The 16,348-nt window shown below is 62.7% G+C and carries 18 protein-coding genes; 10 read left to right on the top strand and 8 right to left on the bottom strand.

The features are described 5' to 3' along the window. The first annotated feature begins 66 nt into the window (after positions 1-66). Complete coding sequence (locus tag L6637_RS22725; RefSeq protein WP_237864436.1) at positions 67-522, top strand: GNAT family N-acetyltransferase; 456 nt, start codon at positions 67-69, stop codon at positions 520-522. A 253-nt stretch (positions 523-775) separates the two neighbouring features. Then, the gene (locus tag L6637_RS22720; RefSeq protein WP_237864437.1) at positions 776-1,717 is read left to right on the top strand and encodes an aldo/keto reductase; all 942 of its coding nucleotides are present in this window, start codon (positions 776-778) and stop codon (positions 1,715-1,717) included. A gap of 18 nt (positions 1,718-1,735) precedes the next feature. Here the strand turns inward: L6637_RS22720 and hmuQ are convergent, their stop codons facing one another. From hmuQ to L6637_RS22705, 3 genes are all read right to left on the bottom strand, one after another. Next, entirely contained in the window at positions 1,736-2,059 is a 324-nt protein-coding gene (gene hmuQ / locus L6637_RS22715) for a heme-degrading protein HmuQ (RefSeq protein WP_237864438.1), read from the bottom strand. A gap of 80 nt (positions 2,060-2,139) precedes the next feature. Beyond that, positions 2,140-3,357, bottom strand: coding sequence for a DUF1501 domain-containing protein (locus tag L6637_RS22710; RefSeq protein WP_237871990.1), 1,218 nt, complete (start codon positions 3,355-3,357; stop codon positions 2,140-2,142). A gap of 2 nt (positions 3,358-3,359) precedes the next feature. Further along, on the bottom strand, positions 3,360-4,940 hold the full coding sequence (locus L6637_RS22705) for a DUF1800 domain-containing protein (protein WP_237864440.1): 1,581 nt from the start codon (positions 4,938-4,940) through the stop codon (positions 3,360-3,362). 114 nt (positions 4,941-5,054) lie between these two features. Between L6637_RS22705 and L6637_RS22700 the strand changes: the two genes are divergently transcribed. Beyond that, positions 5,055-5,255, top strand: a complete 201-nt coding sequence (locus L6637_RS22700) for a cysteine-rich CWC family protein (protein ID WP_237864441.1) — start codon at positions 5,055-5,057, stop codon at positions 5,253-5,255. Between the two features lie 78 nt (positions 5,256-5,333). Here L6637_RS22700 and L6637_RS22695 read toward each other — a convergent pair whose 3' ends face one another. The 3 genes from L6637_RS22695 to L6637_RS22685 form a co-directional block, all read right to left on the bottom strand. After that, the gene (locus tag L6637_RS22695) at positions 5,334-6,032 is read right to left on the bottom strand and encodes a glutathione S-transferase family protein (RefSeq protein WP_237864442.1); all 699 of its coding nucleotides are present in this window, start codon (positions 6,030-6,032) and stop codon (positions 5,334-5,336) included. 137 nt (positions 6,033-6,169) lie between these two features. Further along, positions 6,170-6,400 (bottom strand): hypothetical protein, encoded by a 231-nt coding sequence (locus L6637_RS22690; RefSeq protein WP_237864443.1) that lies wholly within the window; start codon positions 6,398-6,400, stop codon positions 6,170-6,172. Beyond that, entirely contained in the window at positions 6,397-7,176 is a 780-nt protein-coding gene (locus tag L6637_RS22685; RefSeq protein WP_237864444.1) for a TSUP family transporter, read from the bottom strand. The genes L6637_RS22690 and L6637_RS22685 overlap by 4 nt, the downstream gene beginning before the upstream one ends. 182 nt (positions 7,177-7,358) lie before the next feature. Here L6637_RS22685 and L6637_RS22680 point away from each other — a divergent pair, with 182 nt between their 5' ends. The 7 genes from L6637_RS22680 (at position 7,359) to L6637_RS22650 (ending at position 15,420) form a co-directional block, all read left to right on the top strand. After that, positions 7,359-8,270 (top strand): LysR substrate-binding domain-containing protein, encoded by a 912-nt coding sequence (locus tag L6637_RS22680; RefSeq protein ID WP_237864445.1) that lies wholly within the window; start codon positions 7,359-7,361, stop codon positions 8,268-8,270. A 173-nt stretch (positions 8,271-8,443) separates the two neighbouring features. Continuing rightward, positions 8,444-8,671 (top strand): hypothetical protein, encoded by a 228-nt coding sequence (locus L6637_RS22675; protein WP_194464357.1) that lies wholly within the window; start codon positions 8,444-8,446, stop codon positions 8,669-8,671. A 59-nt stretch (positions 8,672-8,730) separates the two neighbouring features. Continuing rightward, positions 8,731-8,961, top strand: coding sequence for a hypothetical protein (locus tag L6637_RS22670; RefSeq protein WP_237864446.1), 231 nt, complete (start codon positions 8,731-8,733; stop codon positions 8,959-8,961). Positions 8,962-9,052: 91 nt separating this feature from the next. Beyond that, positions 9,053-12,028 carry an excinuclease ABC subunit UvrB gene (gene uvrB / locus L6637_RS22665; protein WP_237864447.1) on the top strand — a complete coding sequence of 992 codons (2,976 nt, stop codon included), beginning with the start codon at positions 9,053-9,055 and terminating at the stop codon, positions 12,026-12,028. Between the two features lie 75 nt (positions 12,029-12,103). Then, complete coding sequence (locus L6637_RS22660) at positions 12,104-12,859, top strand: hypothetical protein (RefSeq protein WP_237864448.1); 756 nt, start codon at positions 12,104-12,106, stop codon at positions 12,857-12,859. A 9-nt stretch (positions 12,860-12,868) separates the two neighbouring features. After that, the gene (locus tag L6637_RS22655) at positions 12,869-13,843 is read left to right on the top strand and encodes a beta-ribofuranosylaminobenzene 5'-phosphate synthase family protein (RefSeq protein WP_276575763.1); all 975 of its coding nucleotides are present in this window, start codon (positions 12,869-12,871) and stop codon (positions 13,841-13,843) included. Beyond that, positions 13,840-15,420 carry a non-canonical purine NTP pyrophosphatase gene (locus L6637_RS22650; protein ID WP_237864450.1) on the top strand — a complete coding sequence of 527 codons (1,581 nt, stop codon included), beginning with the start codon at positions 13,840-13,842 and terminating at the stop codon, positions 15,418-15,420. Before L6637_RS22655 ends, L6637_RS22650 begins: the two co-directional genes overlap by 4 nt. Before the next feature lie 15 nt (positions 15,421-15,435). Here L6637_RS22650 and L6637_RS22645 read toward each other — a convergent pair whose 3' ends face one another. Both L6637_RS22645 and L6637_RS22640 read right to left on the bottom strand, forming a co-directional pair. Next, entirely contained in the window at positions 15,436-15,822 is a 387-nt protein-coding gene (locus L6637_RS22645; protein WP_237871988.1) for a hypothetical protein, read from the bottom strand. A gap of 147 nt (positions 15,823-15,969) precedes the next feature. Next, a complete protein-coding gene (locus L6637_RS22640) occupies positions 15,970-16,203 on the bottom strand; it encodes a hypothetical protein (RefSeq protein ID WP_237864452.1) in 234 nt (77 codons plus the stop codon). Between the last annotated feature and the right edge of the window lie 145 nt (positions 16,204-16,348).

The following is a 16,348-nucleotide window of genomic DNA, read 5'->3' as shown; positions in this document are numbered from 1 at the left end:
GATCCGCACCGCCATCATCCCGTATGAAGGATGCCTCATCGCATCATCGACCCGCGGATTTCCCAGATGTCGCTCACCATTCGCTTCGTCACCCGGCAGGACTACGATCAATGGCTGCCGCTGTGGGACGGCTACAACGCCTTCTACGGCCGCTCCGGTCCGACCGCGCTTGCGCCGGCAATTACTGCAATGACCTGGCAGCGCTTCTTCGATGCCTATGAGCCGGTGCATGGATTGGTCGCCGAGAGCGACGGCAAGCTGCTGGGCATAACCAACTATCTGTTCCACCGCAGCACCACCGCGATCGAGCCATCGTGCTATCTGCAGGACCTGTTCACGCTGGAGGCCGCGCGCGGCAAGGGCGTCGCCTCGGCGTTGATCTACGGCGTCTACGAGCGCGCAAAACTCGCGGGCTCGCCGCGCGTCTACTGGCAGACGCACGAGACCAACACCACCGCGCAGAGCCTGTACGACAAGGTCGCGGAACGCTCCGGCTTCATCGTCTATCGCAAGATCTTCTGATTTTTCGGGCCTGTGGATAACTCCAGCTGTCACCGGCGCGTAACACACCGGGATTAGGGTGTAGCTGCGTCTGATCAGGCCCCCCGTCACCGATCAAGCGCCCAAGCGGTCCCCGTCAGTCGCCGCGTCTGACAGGGGCCGCATTTTTTTGCCTGCCGCTCCCTATCGGCATGGCTGCAACGCAGGCAGGCGCTTGCCGCTGCAGTGCACCGCGGTCACAATGGCCGCCTGCTCTCGTCTGACAGGATCTCCCATGGAAATTCGTAATCTCGGCGGCTCCGGCCTGCGCGTGTCCGCGGTCGGGCTCGGCTGCAACAATTTCGGCCAGCGCACCGATCTGGAAACCTCGCGCAGGGTGATCCATCGGGCGATCGACCTCGGCATCACGCTGTTCGATACCGCCGACATCTATGCCGGCATGGGCGGCTCGGAGACGGTGCTGGGCACGGTGCTCGGCGACCGCCGCAAGGACATCGTGCTCGCCACCAAATATTCCAAGCCCATGGCGACCGACGGCACCAAGCAGGGCGCTTCGCGCCGCTACATCATGAGCGCGGTCGAGGCCAGCCTGACACGGCTCAAGACCGACTACATCGATCTCTACCAGCAGCATGATTACGATCCGCTGACGCCGCTGGACGAGACGCTGCGCGCGCTCGACGATCTCGTCCGCCAGGGCAAGGTCCGCTACATCGGCCATTCCAACTTTCCGGCGTGGCGGATCGCGGAAGCCGAGTTCACCGCGCGCGCGATGAATGTCAGCCGCTTCGTCTCGGCGCAGGACGAATACAGTCTCGTGGTCCGCGACATCGAGAAGGATCTGCTGCCCGCCGCGCAGGAGTACAAGCTCGGCCTGTTGCCGTTCTTCCCGCTGGCGAGCGGCCTGCTCACCGGCAAGTATCAGCGCGGCGCAACAGCGCCCGCCGACACGCGCTTCGGCAAGGTGCCGGCGCTGCGCGACCGCTATGTCACGCCGCGCAACGAGGACGTCGTCCAAAAGCTTCAGGCCTTTGCCGGGGCGCGCGGCCATTCGATGCTCGAGCTCGCCTTCTCCTGGCTTGCCGGGCGTCCGCAAGTGTCGAGCGTGATCGCCGGCGCCACCCGCGTCGAGCAGGTCGAGCAGAACGTCAAGGCGATCGCCTGGCAGCTCACGGCCGAGGATCTCGCCGAGATCGACAAGATTACGAAGGGCTGACGTTCCGGGTACGGCGCGCTATTTGGCGCCGCGTCCGACCGTCTGCATCACCTCAAAACCCTCGAACTGGGGATGACCGAGGTAGAGCGGCTTGTTGTCGCCGGCGCGGGCATGCGCCGCGCGAAACGCTTCCGACTTGGTCCAGGCGTCGAACGCCGCGTGGTTCGCCCACACGGTGTGCGACGCATACAGCGTGTGGTCCTCGAGCTCGGGCCCGCGCAGCAGATGGAATTCGACGAAGCCGGGCACCTTGTCCAGGTGCGTGTCGCGCGACAGCCAGACCTGCTCGAAGGCGGCTTCCGATCCCTTGGTGACGCGGAAGCGGTTCATGGCGATGTACATGGGCGAGGTCTCCTGATGCTCAGGCAATCATGTCGACATTCCGCGACGCGCCGCAAGGCGCAGCATGACGGCGGCGGCTGTCAAGCCACCAATCCCTTCATCGGCCTTGCGCTGGCGCTATCCGGGAACACGGTCTGGGCCAGCACCTGATCCGACAGGCCGAACTGGCCTTGCAGCACGCCCTTGATGACGGAGCGCAAATCGGTGGTCGGCTTGAGGTCGCGGCCTTCGTAGAGATTGGCGGGCTTGAGGCCGGGCCAGTCGGAGATGACGCGTCCACCTTTCACCGCGCCGCCGGCGAGCAGCGCGATGGTGCCGGTGCCGTGATCGGTGCCGTCGGTGCCGTTGATGCGCGCGGTGCGGCCGAATTCAGTGGCGACGACGACGACGGTGTCGCGCCAGCGATCGCCGAGGCCGCTTTCGAATTCGGCCAGCGCACTATCGAAACCGCCGAGCAGGAAGGCGAGGCGCCCCACTGGGCCGCCTTCGTTCGCGTGCGTATCCCAGCCGTCGAAGGCGAGCGCTGCGATGCGCGGACCGTCATCGGCAGCCATCAGCTTGGCCGCGCCACGCGCGACCTGCCGCATCTGCGCGACCTGGTTGCCGGGCTTCGGCTTCATGTCGTCGCCGCTTGCAGCCTTCTCGAGCTGCAGTCCCTGCGTCAGCGCCGAGGCGAGCGCGGGATCGCGATGACGGTAGAGATCGACCAGCCGCATCGCGGTGTCGTCATCGGCCTGCGGCAGCGCGACCGGCGCCCAGCCGACGGTCGGTGCCGCGCCGCGCAGCACCAGCGGCGTGGTGGGGCCGACAGCTAGCCCGCTCGACACGCGCTCGCCGCGCGGCAGCGCTTCGAGCGCGCGATTGAGCCAGCCCGACTGCACGCGGCCCGGTCCGGCATAGCCGCTCTCGAGCACGTCCTGTCCGTCGAAATGCGAGCGGTCACGATAAGGCGTCGAGACCGCGTGGATCACCGCGGCATGCTGGTCGCGGTACATGCGCGCAAATTCCGGCATCGCCGGATGCAGCGCGAAGAAGCCGTCCAGCCTGGTCGCAGGATGCGCACCGTCCGCCGTAAGCGCGATCGAGCCGTGCAGGGCGGCATAGTCGGGGTCGCCGAGCGGCGCGACGGTTGCGAGCCCGTCGAGGGCACCGCGCAGGATCACCACGACCAGGCGCGGGTCGCGCCCGTCGGCGGCGCGCGCGAATTTCGGCAGGTAAGCCCAGGCCGCGAAAGCGGCGCCGCCGAGCAGAAGACCGCGGCGCGAGGTGAGGAGCCGGTTTTCGACGCAGTCGATCATCATCATCTCCTCTGGATTTCCGGCGACATCAACAGCAGCGCCAGGGCCTGCTGGCGCGATTCCGCGCGCTCGATGGTTTTGCGCGTTTCGACGGATGCCGCGTCGGCGGCCGCGAATTCAAGAAGGTCGAGCGGATCGATGTTGGGCCCGAGCCGTGCACCCATCTGCGAGGCGATGTCGAGCCGGAGCTTCATGCCCTCGGGCGCGGCCCACGCCGCAGCCGTGTCGGGGAAGCCGTTGGGTCCGGCCGGCGTCCACAGCGGCTGGCCGAGCAGGTTCAGACTGCCCAGATAGAGACCGGGATCCTCCGGCACCCGCGCAAGCAGCCGCCCGCTCGCGACCAGGAAGTCGTAAGGCGAGCGCATCTTGGTAAGCGGCGCCTTCCAGGCTTCGTCGGAATCGACCAGAGCCGTCGCCAGCGCCTTGAGGTCGCCGTCGGTCCTGACGAAGACATCGCGCAGCCGCGCCACCAGCGCCGGCGGCGGATCGTCGGCAACGAAATGCCTGACGAATTTGGTGGCGATGAAATTCGCGGTCGAGGGATGGCGCGCGATGTCGGCAAGCGCGGCCTCGCCCTGCGCCAGACCATTGGCCTCGTAGGTCTTGCCAAGCAGCACCTGCGGCCCGGGCTGATGCGCATTGGCATTGAAGGCGAAAGAGCCGGGCGCGCCGAGCTGCCCCTTGCGGCCGGCAAAGGTCCAGCCGGTGATGATGCGCGCAAGCGAGGTGACGTCCTCCTGCGTATAGCCGCCGCCGACGCCGAGCGTATGCAGCTCCATGATCTCGCGCGCGAGATTTTCGTTCAGCCCGCGCTTGCGGTTCTGGCCCGCGCGCGAATCCGGTCCGAGCGATTGCTGGTTGTCGAGGAAGAACAGCATCGCCGGATGCTGCTCGACCGCCTTCAGCATGTCGGCGAAGCGCCCGAGCACGTGCGGGCGGATCGCCTCGCGCTCGAACGCGCCGGCCCACATCCGCGCCAGCTCGCCCTTGCTCGCGGAGATGCAGAAATGATTTGACCAGAACACCACCAGGCGCTCGGTGAAGCCGCAATCGACCAGCATCGCGCGCTGCAACCGCGCCAGCGCTTCGGTGCGAAACGTCTTCTGGATCACGTTGAGGGGCTGCTGCGGCTGCTTTGCAGCCGGTGGTGCTGCAGCGTTGGGCTGCATGGCGTCGGGCTTCATCGCACCGTCGGCGGGCTTGTTGTCGGCAGATTTGGCCTCAGCCACCTGCTGACCTGATATCTCGCTCGCCACCGTGTTGAGCGAGAGATTGCGCCGTAATTGATTGTCGGGCTTCTGGTTCGCAGGCGGCGGCGCCGGCGCTTCGGTCGGCGTTGCGGCCTTGGCGGCCTCGCGCGCCTGCTTGACCTGGTCCTGATAGGCGAACACGGCCTGGCCGAGTTGCGGCGTCGCTTGCAGGCCGGGCGCCTCCAGCAGCGCGCCCAGGGGACGCGCCAGTTCCGCCTTCACGAAGCCGCGGGGATCGGAGGCCGCATTGATGAGATCGCCGGATGCGCCGCCGCGCGGCCCGAAGCCGAAGCGGTTCAGCGCGACGAGAGCGGCTTGCGAATCGCGGGCCATCGATTTGTCCTCCGCGCCTTGCCAACCGCTTCCATGGTCTCTGCGCGGCGCCTAATATACTGCGGCGACAGATGAACCCGACATGAAAATGACGGCAAAGCTTCGACGTAAATCATGACAAATCCGAAAGAAATCACGATTCCGCAACCGGCCCCGCGCCGCCTTGCCTGTTCCCGATGCGGCGCCGAGTTCGGCTGCGATCTCTCGGGCAATTGCTGGTGCGCGGAGGAAACGGCCAAGCTGCCGATGCCGGTGAAGGGCGAGGATTGCTTGTGCCGGGAGTGCTTGCGGAAGGCGGCTACGGCAGTATCGTAGGGTGAGCAAAGCGAAAGCGTGCCCACCAATTCCATTGCGTGGGCACGGCGCTTTGCGCCTTTGCCCACCCTACGAAGTCTACACCGCAAATCCCGGCGACTTCCGCGCCATGCCGTCGAATGCATCGAGCAGTCTTTCGCGCCAGGCATAGACGGGATCGTCGGCCTCGATCAGCTTGAACGGGCTCACCACGCGCGCCCATTGAAAACCGCCAAACACGATGTAATCGGCATAGTTCGGCGCGGCTCCGCCGAGATAAGCTTGCGTCTTGAACGTCTGCCGCATGATCTCCAGCGATTTGCGGAATGCGACGACGCCGCTGTCGCGGCTCGCCATGATCTCTTCCAGCTTCTTGCCGCCGAAGCGTGCTTCGCGCGATTGGCGGAAATAGGCGGCATCGACCTCGGCGAGATTGTTCGGGATGTCGGCGATGATGAGCGGAAAGATGCCGCCGACGATGGCGATGTCGCCCCACGCATTGATCATGCGCGCCATGGCGCGGCCGCCCGCGCCGCCGAAGAGCGACGGACGATCCGGAAAATTGTCTTCGAGGTAGTTCGCGATCGCCCAGGAATCGACCACCGGCCTGTCGTGATCTAGCAGCACCGGCACACGCTCCGAGCCGTGCGGCGCGATCACGCTCTTCTCGGTGAAGCGCCAGGGCAGCGATTCCGCCGTCAGCCCCTTATGCGCCAGCGCCATCCGCGTGCGCCAGCAATACGGGCTGAAGGGACGCGAGGCATCAGTGCCGACGAGTTCATAGAGCTTGAGCGACATGAATGGTGTTCCGTCATTGCGAGGAGCCCGTGACAAAATTGCGAGGCAATTTTGCACAGGTGCGACGAAGCAATCCAGACTGCCGCCGCGGAAGCATTCTGGATTGCTTCGCTGACGCTCGCAATGACGATGTGTCGCTACCGCCCGTTGGTTCGCAGCAGCTTCTCGCCGTCTTCCGTCACCGCGATGACCAGGCCGAGGCCGGGCCGCGTCTCGCGCGCGACGAAGCCGCGATCGGCGGCGTCCTCCCAGATGGTGAGGCGCGGGCACGAGGTCTTCCAGGTCGAGATCACCTCGGCATAGGCGCGCGGCTCGCGCGCGATCCATTCGACGAAATCTAGCACCAGCGGGTCGGCCGTCTCGCTCATTGCAAACCTCCCTTGTCGAAAGCGGCCAGCACCGGCGTGCGAACCAGCAGCCAGCCGCCATAGGCGATGTAGTAGCAGGCGATGGTGGTGATCAGCTTGTTCGACCAGGCGATGAACTGCTGGTCGGTCATGGCTTCGAGAATGCGCCGCGCCAGCGTGGTGCCGAGCATCGAGGCGAGAATTGCGACGCCGGCAAGAACCGGATCGAGCGAGGCGGCCTGGTCGATGATGCCGCCGAAATAGATCAGCTTGGTGAAATGGCTGACGAGCTGGCACATCGCCTTGGTCGCCACCTTCTCGCGCCGGCCGAAATCGCCGCCGAGGAAGAAGGTGTCGAGCAGCGGCCCGGAGACGCCCGTCATCAGCATCAGGCCCATGCAGATCGTGCCATAGACGGTGCCTTGCCAGAGGCGATCAGGGTCTGGCTTGATATCCCTCGGCAGCAGCCGCGCCATGAACGGCGTGGCGCCCAGCATCAAAAGCGCCGTCGGCTTGTCAGGCACGTAGCGCGTGAGCGACCACGCACCGAGCGCGATGGCGGCGCCGACCATGTAATTCGCGACCGGCCGCCAGCGGATATGCGCGCGCCACAGCAACGCGCGCCAGCCATTCGAGGCCATCTGCGTGATCGCATGCAGCACCATCGCCGTCGGCAGCGGCATCAAGGCCAGCAGCACGCCGATCAGGATCAGCCCGCCCGCCATGCCGAACAGCCCCGACAGGAACGCGGTGCCGACCATCAGCAATCCAAGGGCAGCGATCATGATGGGCGTCACGTGGGGAAGCTCCTGCTAGGACGGTGAGGGACGCAAGCTGCACATTCCCCCTCGCCCGGCTTGCGGGGAGAGGCGAAAGAAACAAATCAGCATGAATTACGCTGATATTTCTGCCTCGCTTGCCCCATTCGCGCAAACTGAGTTATCTTGGCCTGGCATCAGCTTTCCTGAGGGTCCATCGTTTGCGGCGGCTGCTCTTTCTCAACGGCATCAAGGCATTCGAGGCGGCGGCCCGGACCGGCAGCTTTGCCTCCGCCGGAATCGAGCTGAACGTGTCGGCGGCCGCCGTCAGCCGCATGGTGCATCTGTTGGAAGAGCGGCTCGGCGTCGCGCTGTTCGAACGCAAGGCCAACAAGCTCGTGCTGACGCAGGCGGGCCGCGCCTACCAGAGCGGCCTGACGCCGATCTTCGATGCGCTCGCCAGCCTCACCGCGCAGGTGACGGCGCCTGCAAGCGTGCGCGTGCTCACCATCGGTGTCGGCCACACCTTTGCGATGCGCTGGCTGATCCCGCGGCTGTCGGAGTTTCGCAGCGAAGAGCCCGACATCGAGGTGCGCTTCACCACCGGCGGCGCCGAGGTGCCGTTCGGAGAGGACTGGAGCTGCGGCATCAAGCTCGGCACCGGCGACTGGCCGGGCCTCGTCGCCGAGCCGCTGTTCGCAGGCGATTTGACGCCGGTGTGCGTGCCCCGCCTCGCCAGCGGCCTGAAGCGGCCGGCCGACCTCAAGGGGCCCGGCCTGATCCGCGTCACCCATTCGCCGGAGGACTGGCCGATCTGGCTGAAGGCGGCGGGCCTCACCCGCATCAATGCACGCGGACCCGAGTTCCAGTTCTACGGCCAGGCGCTGCAGGCCGCCGCCGACGGGCTCGGCATTGCCATGGGCATCCGGCCCTATATCGACGACGACATCGCCGCCGGACGCCTGGTGGCGCCGTTCGACCTCTCGGTGCCCAAGGGCATGCGCTGGTACCTGCTCTACCGCAGCTTTCAGACCGAGCAGCGCGATTTTGCCGCGTTCCGCCGCTGGATCATGCGGGCGGCGGCGGAACCCGCGGCCCGGCCGCGGCGGTCGGGGCGCGCAGCACGGAACTAAATTCTTGTTTTGATGCGTTTTCTTGACGCGAGCGGTATCCGCGTCGCTTGAAAATCCCTTGGCGTATCAGCCGTTCGGCTGAAAAAGCCGGCCGCTTGTGAACCGCTTCACAGATCGAAATCCGCAAACGTGGTCCTCTAACCCTCCGACATCTGAGCATTTGGGGACTACCAATGACGACCCTTTACGACGGCTTTGACATCGAATCTTTCGAAGCTGGCAAGGGACTGTGGCACGCCCGTATCCGGCGCGCCGATTTGAGCCCGCTTGCCATCGACGGCGTGCTGTTTCCGACCATGGAGGTCGGCTTCGCCTGGCCCGATCCCGACGCTGCGATCGCAGACGCCAAGCATCACATCGACCGCTTCCGCCGGCATGCCGACGACAGCGACGACGAATAGGCCGGCGACACGGCAACAGGACTGAAGGACATCGCGGCACAGCAGGGGAACGCCGGTTCATGTCAGTGATCGAATTCGACGACGGTGGGCGTCCGCGGATTTATTCGCGCAAGGTGCTGGCCATTTGCCCGGAATGCGACGGCGATCTCACGGTGCTCCGCGTGATCGGCGGCCGCGCCGGCTGTGAGTACTGGACCATGCGCTGCACCGATTGCGGCGGGATCCATCTCGACATCCTCGAGCCGCGCCTGACGGTCGTGGACGGCGACGGACCGCTGCCGGCGGCGTAATCCGGCGCTGCTGCCAACCTGCTGTCAGCAGCCTGCTCAAGGACGTGCCTTCGCCCTTTTCTGAAGGGCGGACTCGTCCCATATTCGCCACATGGCGAAGAAACCTGCTCCCCCAAAATCCCCGAAAACCAAGGCTCCGAATTCGAAGGCACATCGGCCTGACGTGCAGCCGATTGGGCCGGCGCTGGCCGAACTGCTGAATCCCGCGATCAATCGCGGCGATGCCGGGCTTGGATCAGGCACCGGGCTACAGCCGCCGCCGGACAATTCGCGCGACCGCCGTGCCGGTGGCGAGGCCGCCGCGCATCGGGCGCGCGCGTCGACGCCGAAGGAGTTTCCGCAGGACGCGGCATCGAACAGCGCGACTCGTGGCTTACCCCTCTCCCCGACCCTCCCCCACAAGGGGGGAGGGAGCGGAGAGGCCAGTGGGCTGGAAGAAGCGCCGCAGGCCAATTACGGAACTGCGGCGACGATTCCGACGCTCGATCCGGAACTGGCGCGGCAGCTCGGCCTTCCCACCGAGGAGGACGATGCCGAGGCGCTGGCGCGGCCGCCGCGCAGCAAGATGGAGGCGCTCGGCGTCAAGGCCACGGCCGACGCGCTGGAATCGCTGATCCGCGAGGGCCGCCCCGAGTTCCGCAAGGACGACGGCTCCACGAAAGTGTGGACCCCACACCGGCCGCCGCGCCCGGAAAAGTCCGAAGGCGGCGTGCGCTTCGAGATCAAGTCGGCCTACGAGCCGCGCGGCGACCAGCCGACCGCGATCAAGGAGCTGGTCGAGGGCATCGAGCGCAACGACCGTTCGCAGGTGCTGCTCGGCGTCACCGGCTCGGGCAAGACCTACACCATGGCCAAGGTGATCGAGGCGACGCAGCGCCCCGCCATTATCCTGGCGCCGAACAAGACGCTCGCCGCCCAGCTCTACGGCGAGTTCAAGAGCTTCTTCCCGGACAATGCAGTCGAGTATTTCGTCAGCTACTACGACTACTACCAGCCGGAAGCCTATGTCCCGCGCACGGACACCTACATCGAAAAGGACTCCTCGATCAACGAGCAGATCGACCGCATGCGCCACTCGGCGACGCGCGCGCTGCTCGAACGCGACGACGTCATCATCGTCGCCTCGGTGTCCTGCATCTACGGTATCGGCTCGGTCGAAACCTACACCGCGATGACCTTCGCGCTGAAGAAGGGCGAGCGCATCGACCAGCGCCAGCTGATCGCCGACCTCGTCGCGCTTCAGTACAAGCGGACGCAAGCCGATTTCACCCGCGGCACGTTCCGTGTCCGCGGCGACGTCATCGACATTTTTCCGGCGCACTATGAAGACCGCGCCTGGCGCGTCAATTTGTTCGGCGACACCATCGAGAATATCGAGGAATTCGATCCGCTCACCGGCCACAAGCAGGACGAGCTCGAATTCATCAAGATGTACGCCAATTCGCACTATGTGACGCCGCGCCCGACGCTGGTGCAGGCGATCAAGTCGATCAAGTCCGAGCTGAAGATGCGGCTCGACCAGCTCAACAACCAGGGGCGCCTTCTGGAGGCGCAGCGGCTGGAGCAGCGCACCACGTTCGACCTCGAGATGATGGAAGCGACGGGAAGCTGCGCCGGCATCGAGAACTATTCGCGCTATCTCACGGGGCGCCTGCCCGGCGAGCCGCCGCCGACGCTGTTCGAATACGTGCCCGACAACGCGCTGGTGTTCGCCGACGAAAGCCACGTCACGGTGCCGCAGATCGGCGGCATGTTCCGCGGCGACTTCCGCCGCAAGGCGACACTGGCCGAATACGGCTTCCGTCTTCCCTCCTGTATGGACAACCGCCCGCTGCGCTTCGAGGAGTGGGACATGATGCGGCCGCAGACGGTCGCGGTGTCGGCCACGCCGGGCGCCTGGGAACTGAACGAGAGCGGCGGCGTGTTCGTCGAGCAGGTCATTCGCCCGACCGGACTTATTGATCCTCCGGTCAATATCCGCCCAGCCCGTACCCAGGTCGACGATCTCGTCGGCGAAGTGCGCGCCACAGCCCAGGCCGGCTATCGCTCGCTGATAACAGTACTGACAAAACGCATGGCGGAGGACCTCACCGAATATCTGCATGAGCAGGGCATTCGCGTCCGCTACATGCACAGCGATATCGACACCATCGAGCGCATCGAGATCATCAGGGATCTTCGCCTCGGCGCGTTCGACGCGCTGGTGGGCATCAACCTGTTGCGCGAAGGCCTCGACATTCCCGAATGCGCCCTGGTCGCCATCCTCGATGCCGACAAGGAAGGCTTTCTGCGCAGCGAGACCTCGCTGATCCAGACCATCGGCCGCGCCGCGCGCAACGTCGACGGCAAGGTGATCCTCTATGCCGACCAGATGACGGGATCGATGGAGCGCGCCATCGCCGAGACCAACCGCCGCCGCGAAAAACAGGTCGAGTACAACACGGAGCATGGCATCACGCCGGAGAGCGTGAAGAAGCACATCGGCGACATCCTCAACTCCGTCTACGAGCGCGACCACGTGCTGGTCGAGGTCGGCGGCCACGACATGACCGACGACGTCATCTCGATCGGCCATAATTTCGAAGCCGTGCTCGCCGATCTCGAAACAAGGATGCGCGAAGCCGCTGCCGATCTGAACTTCGAGGAAGCCGCCCGCCTGCGCGACGAAGTCAAGCGCCTGCGCGCCACCGAACTCGCCGTGGTCGACGACCCCACCGCCAAGCAGCGCACTGTGGCGGGCAAGGCCGGCGCCTATGCCGGCACCAGGAAATACGGCGATGCCGCCAATTTGCCGGTCAGCGCGATGAAGAAAAAGACCGTGGGCTCCGCGCTGAAGGCGAGCGGCGGCGGCAGCGGCTCGAAAGTGCACAAGCCGCATCTCGACGAGATGCACGGCCCGGAATCGCTGCCGTATCGTGAGAGCCCGAACCTGCCGGCAAAGCCGTTCGGCAGCACGAGCCGGATCATTCAGCCGACGGACTCACGGCAGTCAGGCCCGGAGTTCGGGCCCGCGCCGAAGTCGACGGGCGGGATGCCGGGACGACGGGGTGGGTGGAAGAAGAGGTAGTCTAGACTATCGCAAATTGGACGCTAGCAAGCTCTTCTACTTTTAGTATACCCTCGGGCAATTTGGGGGTTGCCTATGAAGTGGGGATTAAATCCGACCAACATTTTTTGGATTGTCGGTCATATTGCAATGCTCGCCTTGGGAATTTTTCTCACGGTGATCGGCCCACAGTCGCTCTACAAGGACGTTTTCCTTGGGGTCGGCGGATCGTTAATCGCGGCCGGAATCGCGGGAGAAATCCTATTCCTCTACGTAGCGGCATCGCAGCAAACGAAAGATAGGCTCGACCTCATTTCCGCTGCAGGCTTGCAGCGAATTTTTGCAACCCGTTCGGTCAGCATTCGCGACGAGTATCACTCCCGTCTCAGCAACGCAAAAGAGGTCGACATTCTGGGCTTTGGATTGGCCAGTTTTAGAGAGGATTACGGCAACAAGTTCAGCGAGCTCTCGCTAAAGACCACATTCAGGATACTGCTGCTCGATCCAACATTTCCCTCACCAGAGAATAGCATTGCCTCGATTCGAGATCGCGAGGAGGGCCATAACGACGGCGACATACGGCGAGACGTCGAGGCATTCGAGGCCGCTATTCAAAGAGCTTCCGGCTTGATCGAGAAGAATTTTCAGATTCGACGACTGATGGCCTTGCCATCGATCAACATCTTTCGCGTCGATGACGAGATATTTTGGGGCCCCTATTTAATCGCTGATCAAAGCCGAAATATGCCGACACTCTTGGTTAAGCGAGGAGGCTTTCTTTACGACCAACTTCGAAACCACTTTGATCAGCTTTGGACCAACGATCAATTTAGCAGACCTACGCAGAGCTAGGCCCACAATATGCGCTTACAAATTCTAGCGCGGCCGCGAATTCACATGGGGCTAGTGGACCTCGCAGGCGTCTCCGCTCGAAGTTTCTGCGGCATTGGATTCTCCCTCTCTGGACCTCCCACCATTTGGCGAGTCGAGGACGCTTCCACCGTCTCATTGACCGGCGTTTCCCATTTAGACAAATTCGCCTTCGACGAAATAAACAAGACTGCCAAAAACCTGGCAGATCGCGCAAAGGGCGGTTTCTCGGCCCACTTGGAATGCAGTCCGCCACAGCACGTTGGCTTCGGAACAAAGACTTCGCTGTTACTGTCCTTGATAACTGCCGTCGATCGATTGAAAAGGATGAATCTAACCAACGATCAAATCAAAAAGCTTTCGGGTCGAGGAGGAGCCTCGGGCGTCGGAGTTAGCCTATTTTTCACCGGCGGGGTAATTTGGGACGGGGGACACGCGAAACAACCAGGCTTGCGATTTAGCCCATCTAGCGTGAGCGCTCCGGTGGAGACCCCTCCCGTACTTGCCAGATGGCTTTTTCCAGAATCCTGGCTCGTTGGACTTATCATACCCGACGAGACCACCTTCCACGGAGTTCAAGAGGTCAGCTTTTTTCAGGAAAAGACCCCAATTCCTGACGAGCAAGCCCTGCTAACGATGTCGTCACTCTACCACGGAGTCGTACCGGCTTTTGCGACCGCTGACATTCAACTCATGAAGCTCTCGTTGGATGAGATACATACAGTGGGCTTCAAATGCGAAGAACTTCGCGCCCAATCCAACAGAACAAAAGACGCCTTTCGCAAACTCCAAGCGCTGCCTAGCATTGCTGTTGGCATGAGCAGCCTTGGACCCCTGATTTATTGCATCTTTCATCGCGACACTAACGGCGAGCGTCTACTTGAAGAGACGTCCAATAAACTTGGCCTAAGCTATCTCGGCACATTTCCGGGCTGCAATGTCGGCTTCGGAGTAACTCCCCTATGAAACGTCCTCGACCCCACTACGGAAATGCATTCGAGTACGACCGCGTGCTAAATGTGTTCTTTTACACTTCCAATACGGAGAAGCTTTTGCAGGCTAGGCTCCTCTTCATGCGGCATGGATATGAGCTGCGAAACTTTCGAGGCAAACGAGAACCCTACAACGAGGATTACGAATTAGGAACCACTGGCCTCCTATCGCGCGCTATCGATCAGGTGAAGGCAGAATTTGGCGTTCGATCGATCTTCTTTGTGGAAGATACATCAGTCAGGATCGAAGCATTCAGCGGTCCAAACGACTTCCCAGGACTCGCCGTTAAGGAGTGGTTTCCGCAGGTAACGTTTGAACAAGTCGACAAACAGCTTCGTCAGAAGGGTAACGACCGTCGCGCCAAAGTGAACTCCGATATTGCACTTTACATACCAACGCTGAAATCCCCTCTGTTCTTTCACGGAGAGACGGTCGGAAGAATCGCCGACACGTCTCCGACATTCGAGCCATCCGTCCAATATCCTTGGCTAACATCAAAGACCTTTAATGGCTGGATCATTCCAGAGGGATCGACCAAACGACTCGGTGAAATGGAGTTTGAGGAGTCCCTGCACTATGACTTTCGTTCCAAAGCCCTCACGGAACTCTTATCAACACTTGAATTGCTGAACGCGGGCATAAACCTACGGCCAAACTTCTACACCACTCGTAGGGCCGTAAACCCCTATCCCGAACAGCTGTCCTTAATTGAAGAGCCTGATCGTCAGGTCATTTTGGTCATCGGAGCAAAGTGCTCCGGAAAGACAACGTTCAGTGACTATATGGCGAACTACGAGTCGGTCAGGGTGTATGAAGCGAGCACAGTACTTCGGGGCATTGGGCAAGAGACTGGCGTAATTCCGAGTAACTCTGAAGAAGCGTTGGTTTTTTTGAGTGAGATCGGGTGGGATTCAGTAGCGCGCAAGATCGCAGATTATATCGACAAGGATGACGCGCGTCTGAACGTTGTTACGGGCCTGCGAACACCAGAGGAATTGTTATTCCTGAGGCGCAGGTTTCCTTCTGCTCGAGTGGTACTGATCGATGCGGATCAACGCATAAGATTCGAACGTCACATTAAGAGGGCAAGGGACGGCGATCTTACAACCATAAAGTCGTTTTCGGCGGAAGATGAGAAGCAGCGAATGTTCGGCACGCTTCGGCTCGCGAGTGACATCGCTGAAATCACTATCATCAACGAGGGCACCCACAATCAATACTGCCAAAAGATTGAGGATGTGATCCGGCAAATCTTACAGACCGCGCGCAGTACTGGCCCACGCGAGAATCGCGCACTTAGCGAATTACACCGAAGCTTACGGGCGCTGATCACGATTGGCCTCGCCGCAACGTGTGAAGAAATCTCTGCATTGACCGGCGAACTTGGAGCACCCGTCAGGAAGTACAATACTAATCGGGCCCTAAAGACTGTTCCTGAATTTGCCCAACGAATCGAGCGAAAAGGCGCAAAGCTTCGATATCAACCCACGGCGCGGTCGTTGAGCTTGCTGGCCCTCCTAGATCTGTTGGTCGGGCTGGATCGACGCTAGCCTGCTCGGGCTCTCTCACCCCACGCTCGCCGTCACCACAGCCATCACCGACAGCAACAGCACGATCGCGACCAGTTGCAGCGAGGCGATCGGGTGGGTGCGCCATTCGGCAATCTTGTCAGAGAGTGACAGGGTGCCGTCGAAGAATGCCGGCTCGTAGAGCGTCTTGAACAGCGCCGGGACGCTCGGCCCGAGCGTGACGGCAATGGTTGCGTGAACCAGCGGGGCGAAGGCGACGAAGATGGCGATGCCGGGGTCGCCGACGAGGTCGTGGTTGCCGCACAACTTGAGCAGCAGCGCGGCTGCGGCGAAGGTCGGAAAGCTCTGGAGGATCGCCGTCAGCGCAAAGCCTTCGAGCGCGTTGCGCAGGCGGGACTTTCTCGCGGTGGCGGTGACGGCCATGGCACGTCTCCCTGATACATGCGGGTGACGTTAGCCGAAGAGGGAAGACACGCGATGTGAGCTGGCTCACGCCCCATTTCGCGCCCGGAATCAGAGACGTGATGGATTCCGGGCTCGCGCTTTCGCGCGCCCCTGAATGACAATGGGCTACAGCTTGCCCTGCCCGTTCACCTGGCTCTGTTGCTGCTGCTTCTCCTGCTCCTTGGCGTGATGACGGCCGTAGAGGCAGCCAGCGGCTGCGCCGAGCATGCCGTGATGGCCGGCATAATGGCCGGCGACGCCGCCGACGATGGCGCCCTTGATGCAGCCCTTGGCGTTGGCGGCGGAGGTCGCGCCGAGCATGAGAAGCGCGGCAGTGACGGCTAGAAGCGGGGATTTCATGGATGTCTCCTGCGGTGTCAGCGTCTCAACGACTACGAGCCGGCCGGGTTCCCGCGCTCGCCACATGGTGAGAGACGTCAGCCCTCATGCGTGCGGCGTCAGAGCGCCCGCCCGATTTCGGGCATGCCCATGTCAGCGCAACCCG

The sequence above is a fragment of the Bradyrhizobium zhengyangense genome, assembly GCF_022012435.1.
Lineage (GTDB): Bacteria > Pseudomonadota > Alphaproteobacteria > Rhizobiales > Xanthobacteraceae > Bradyrhizobium > Bradyrhizobium zhengyangense.
This window is presented reverse-complemented; position numbering and strand designations above follow the sequence as displayed.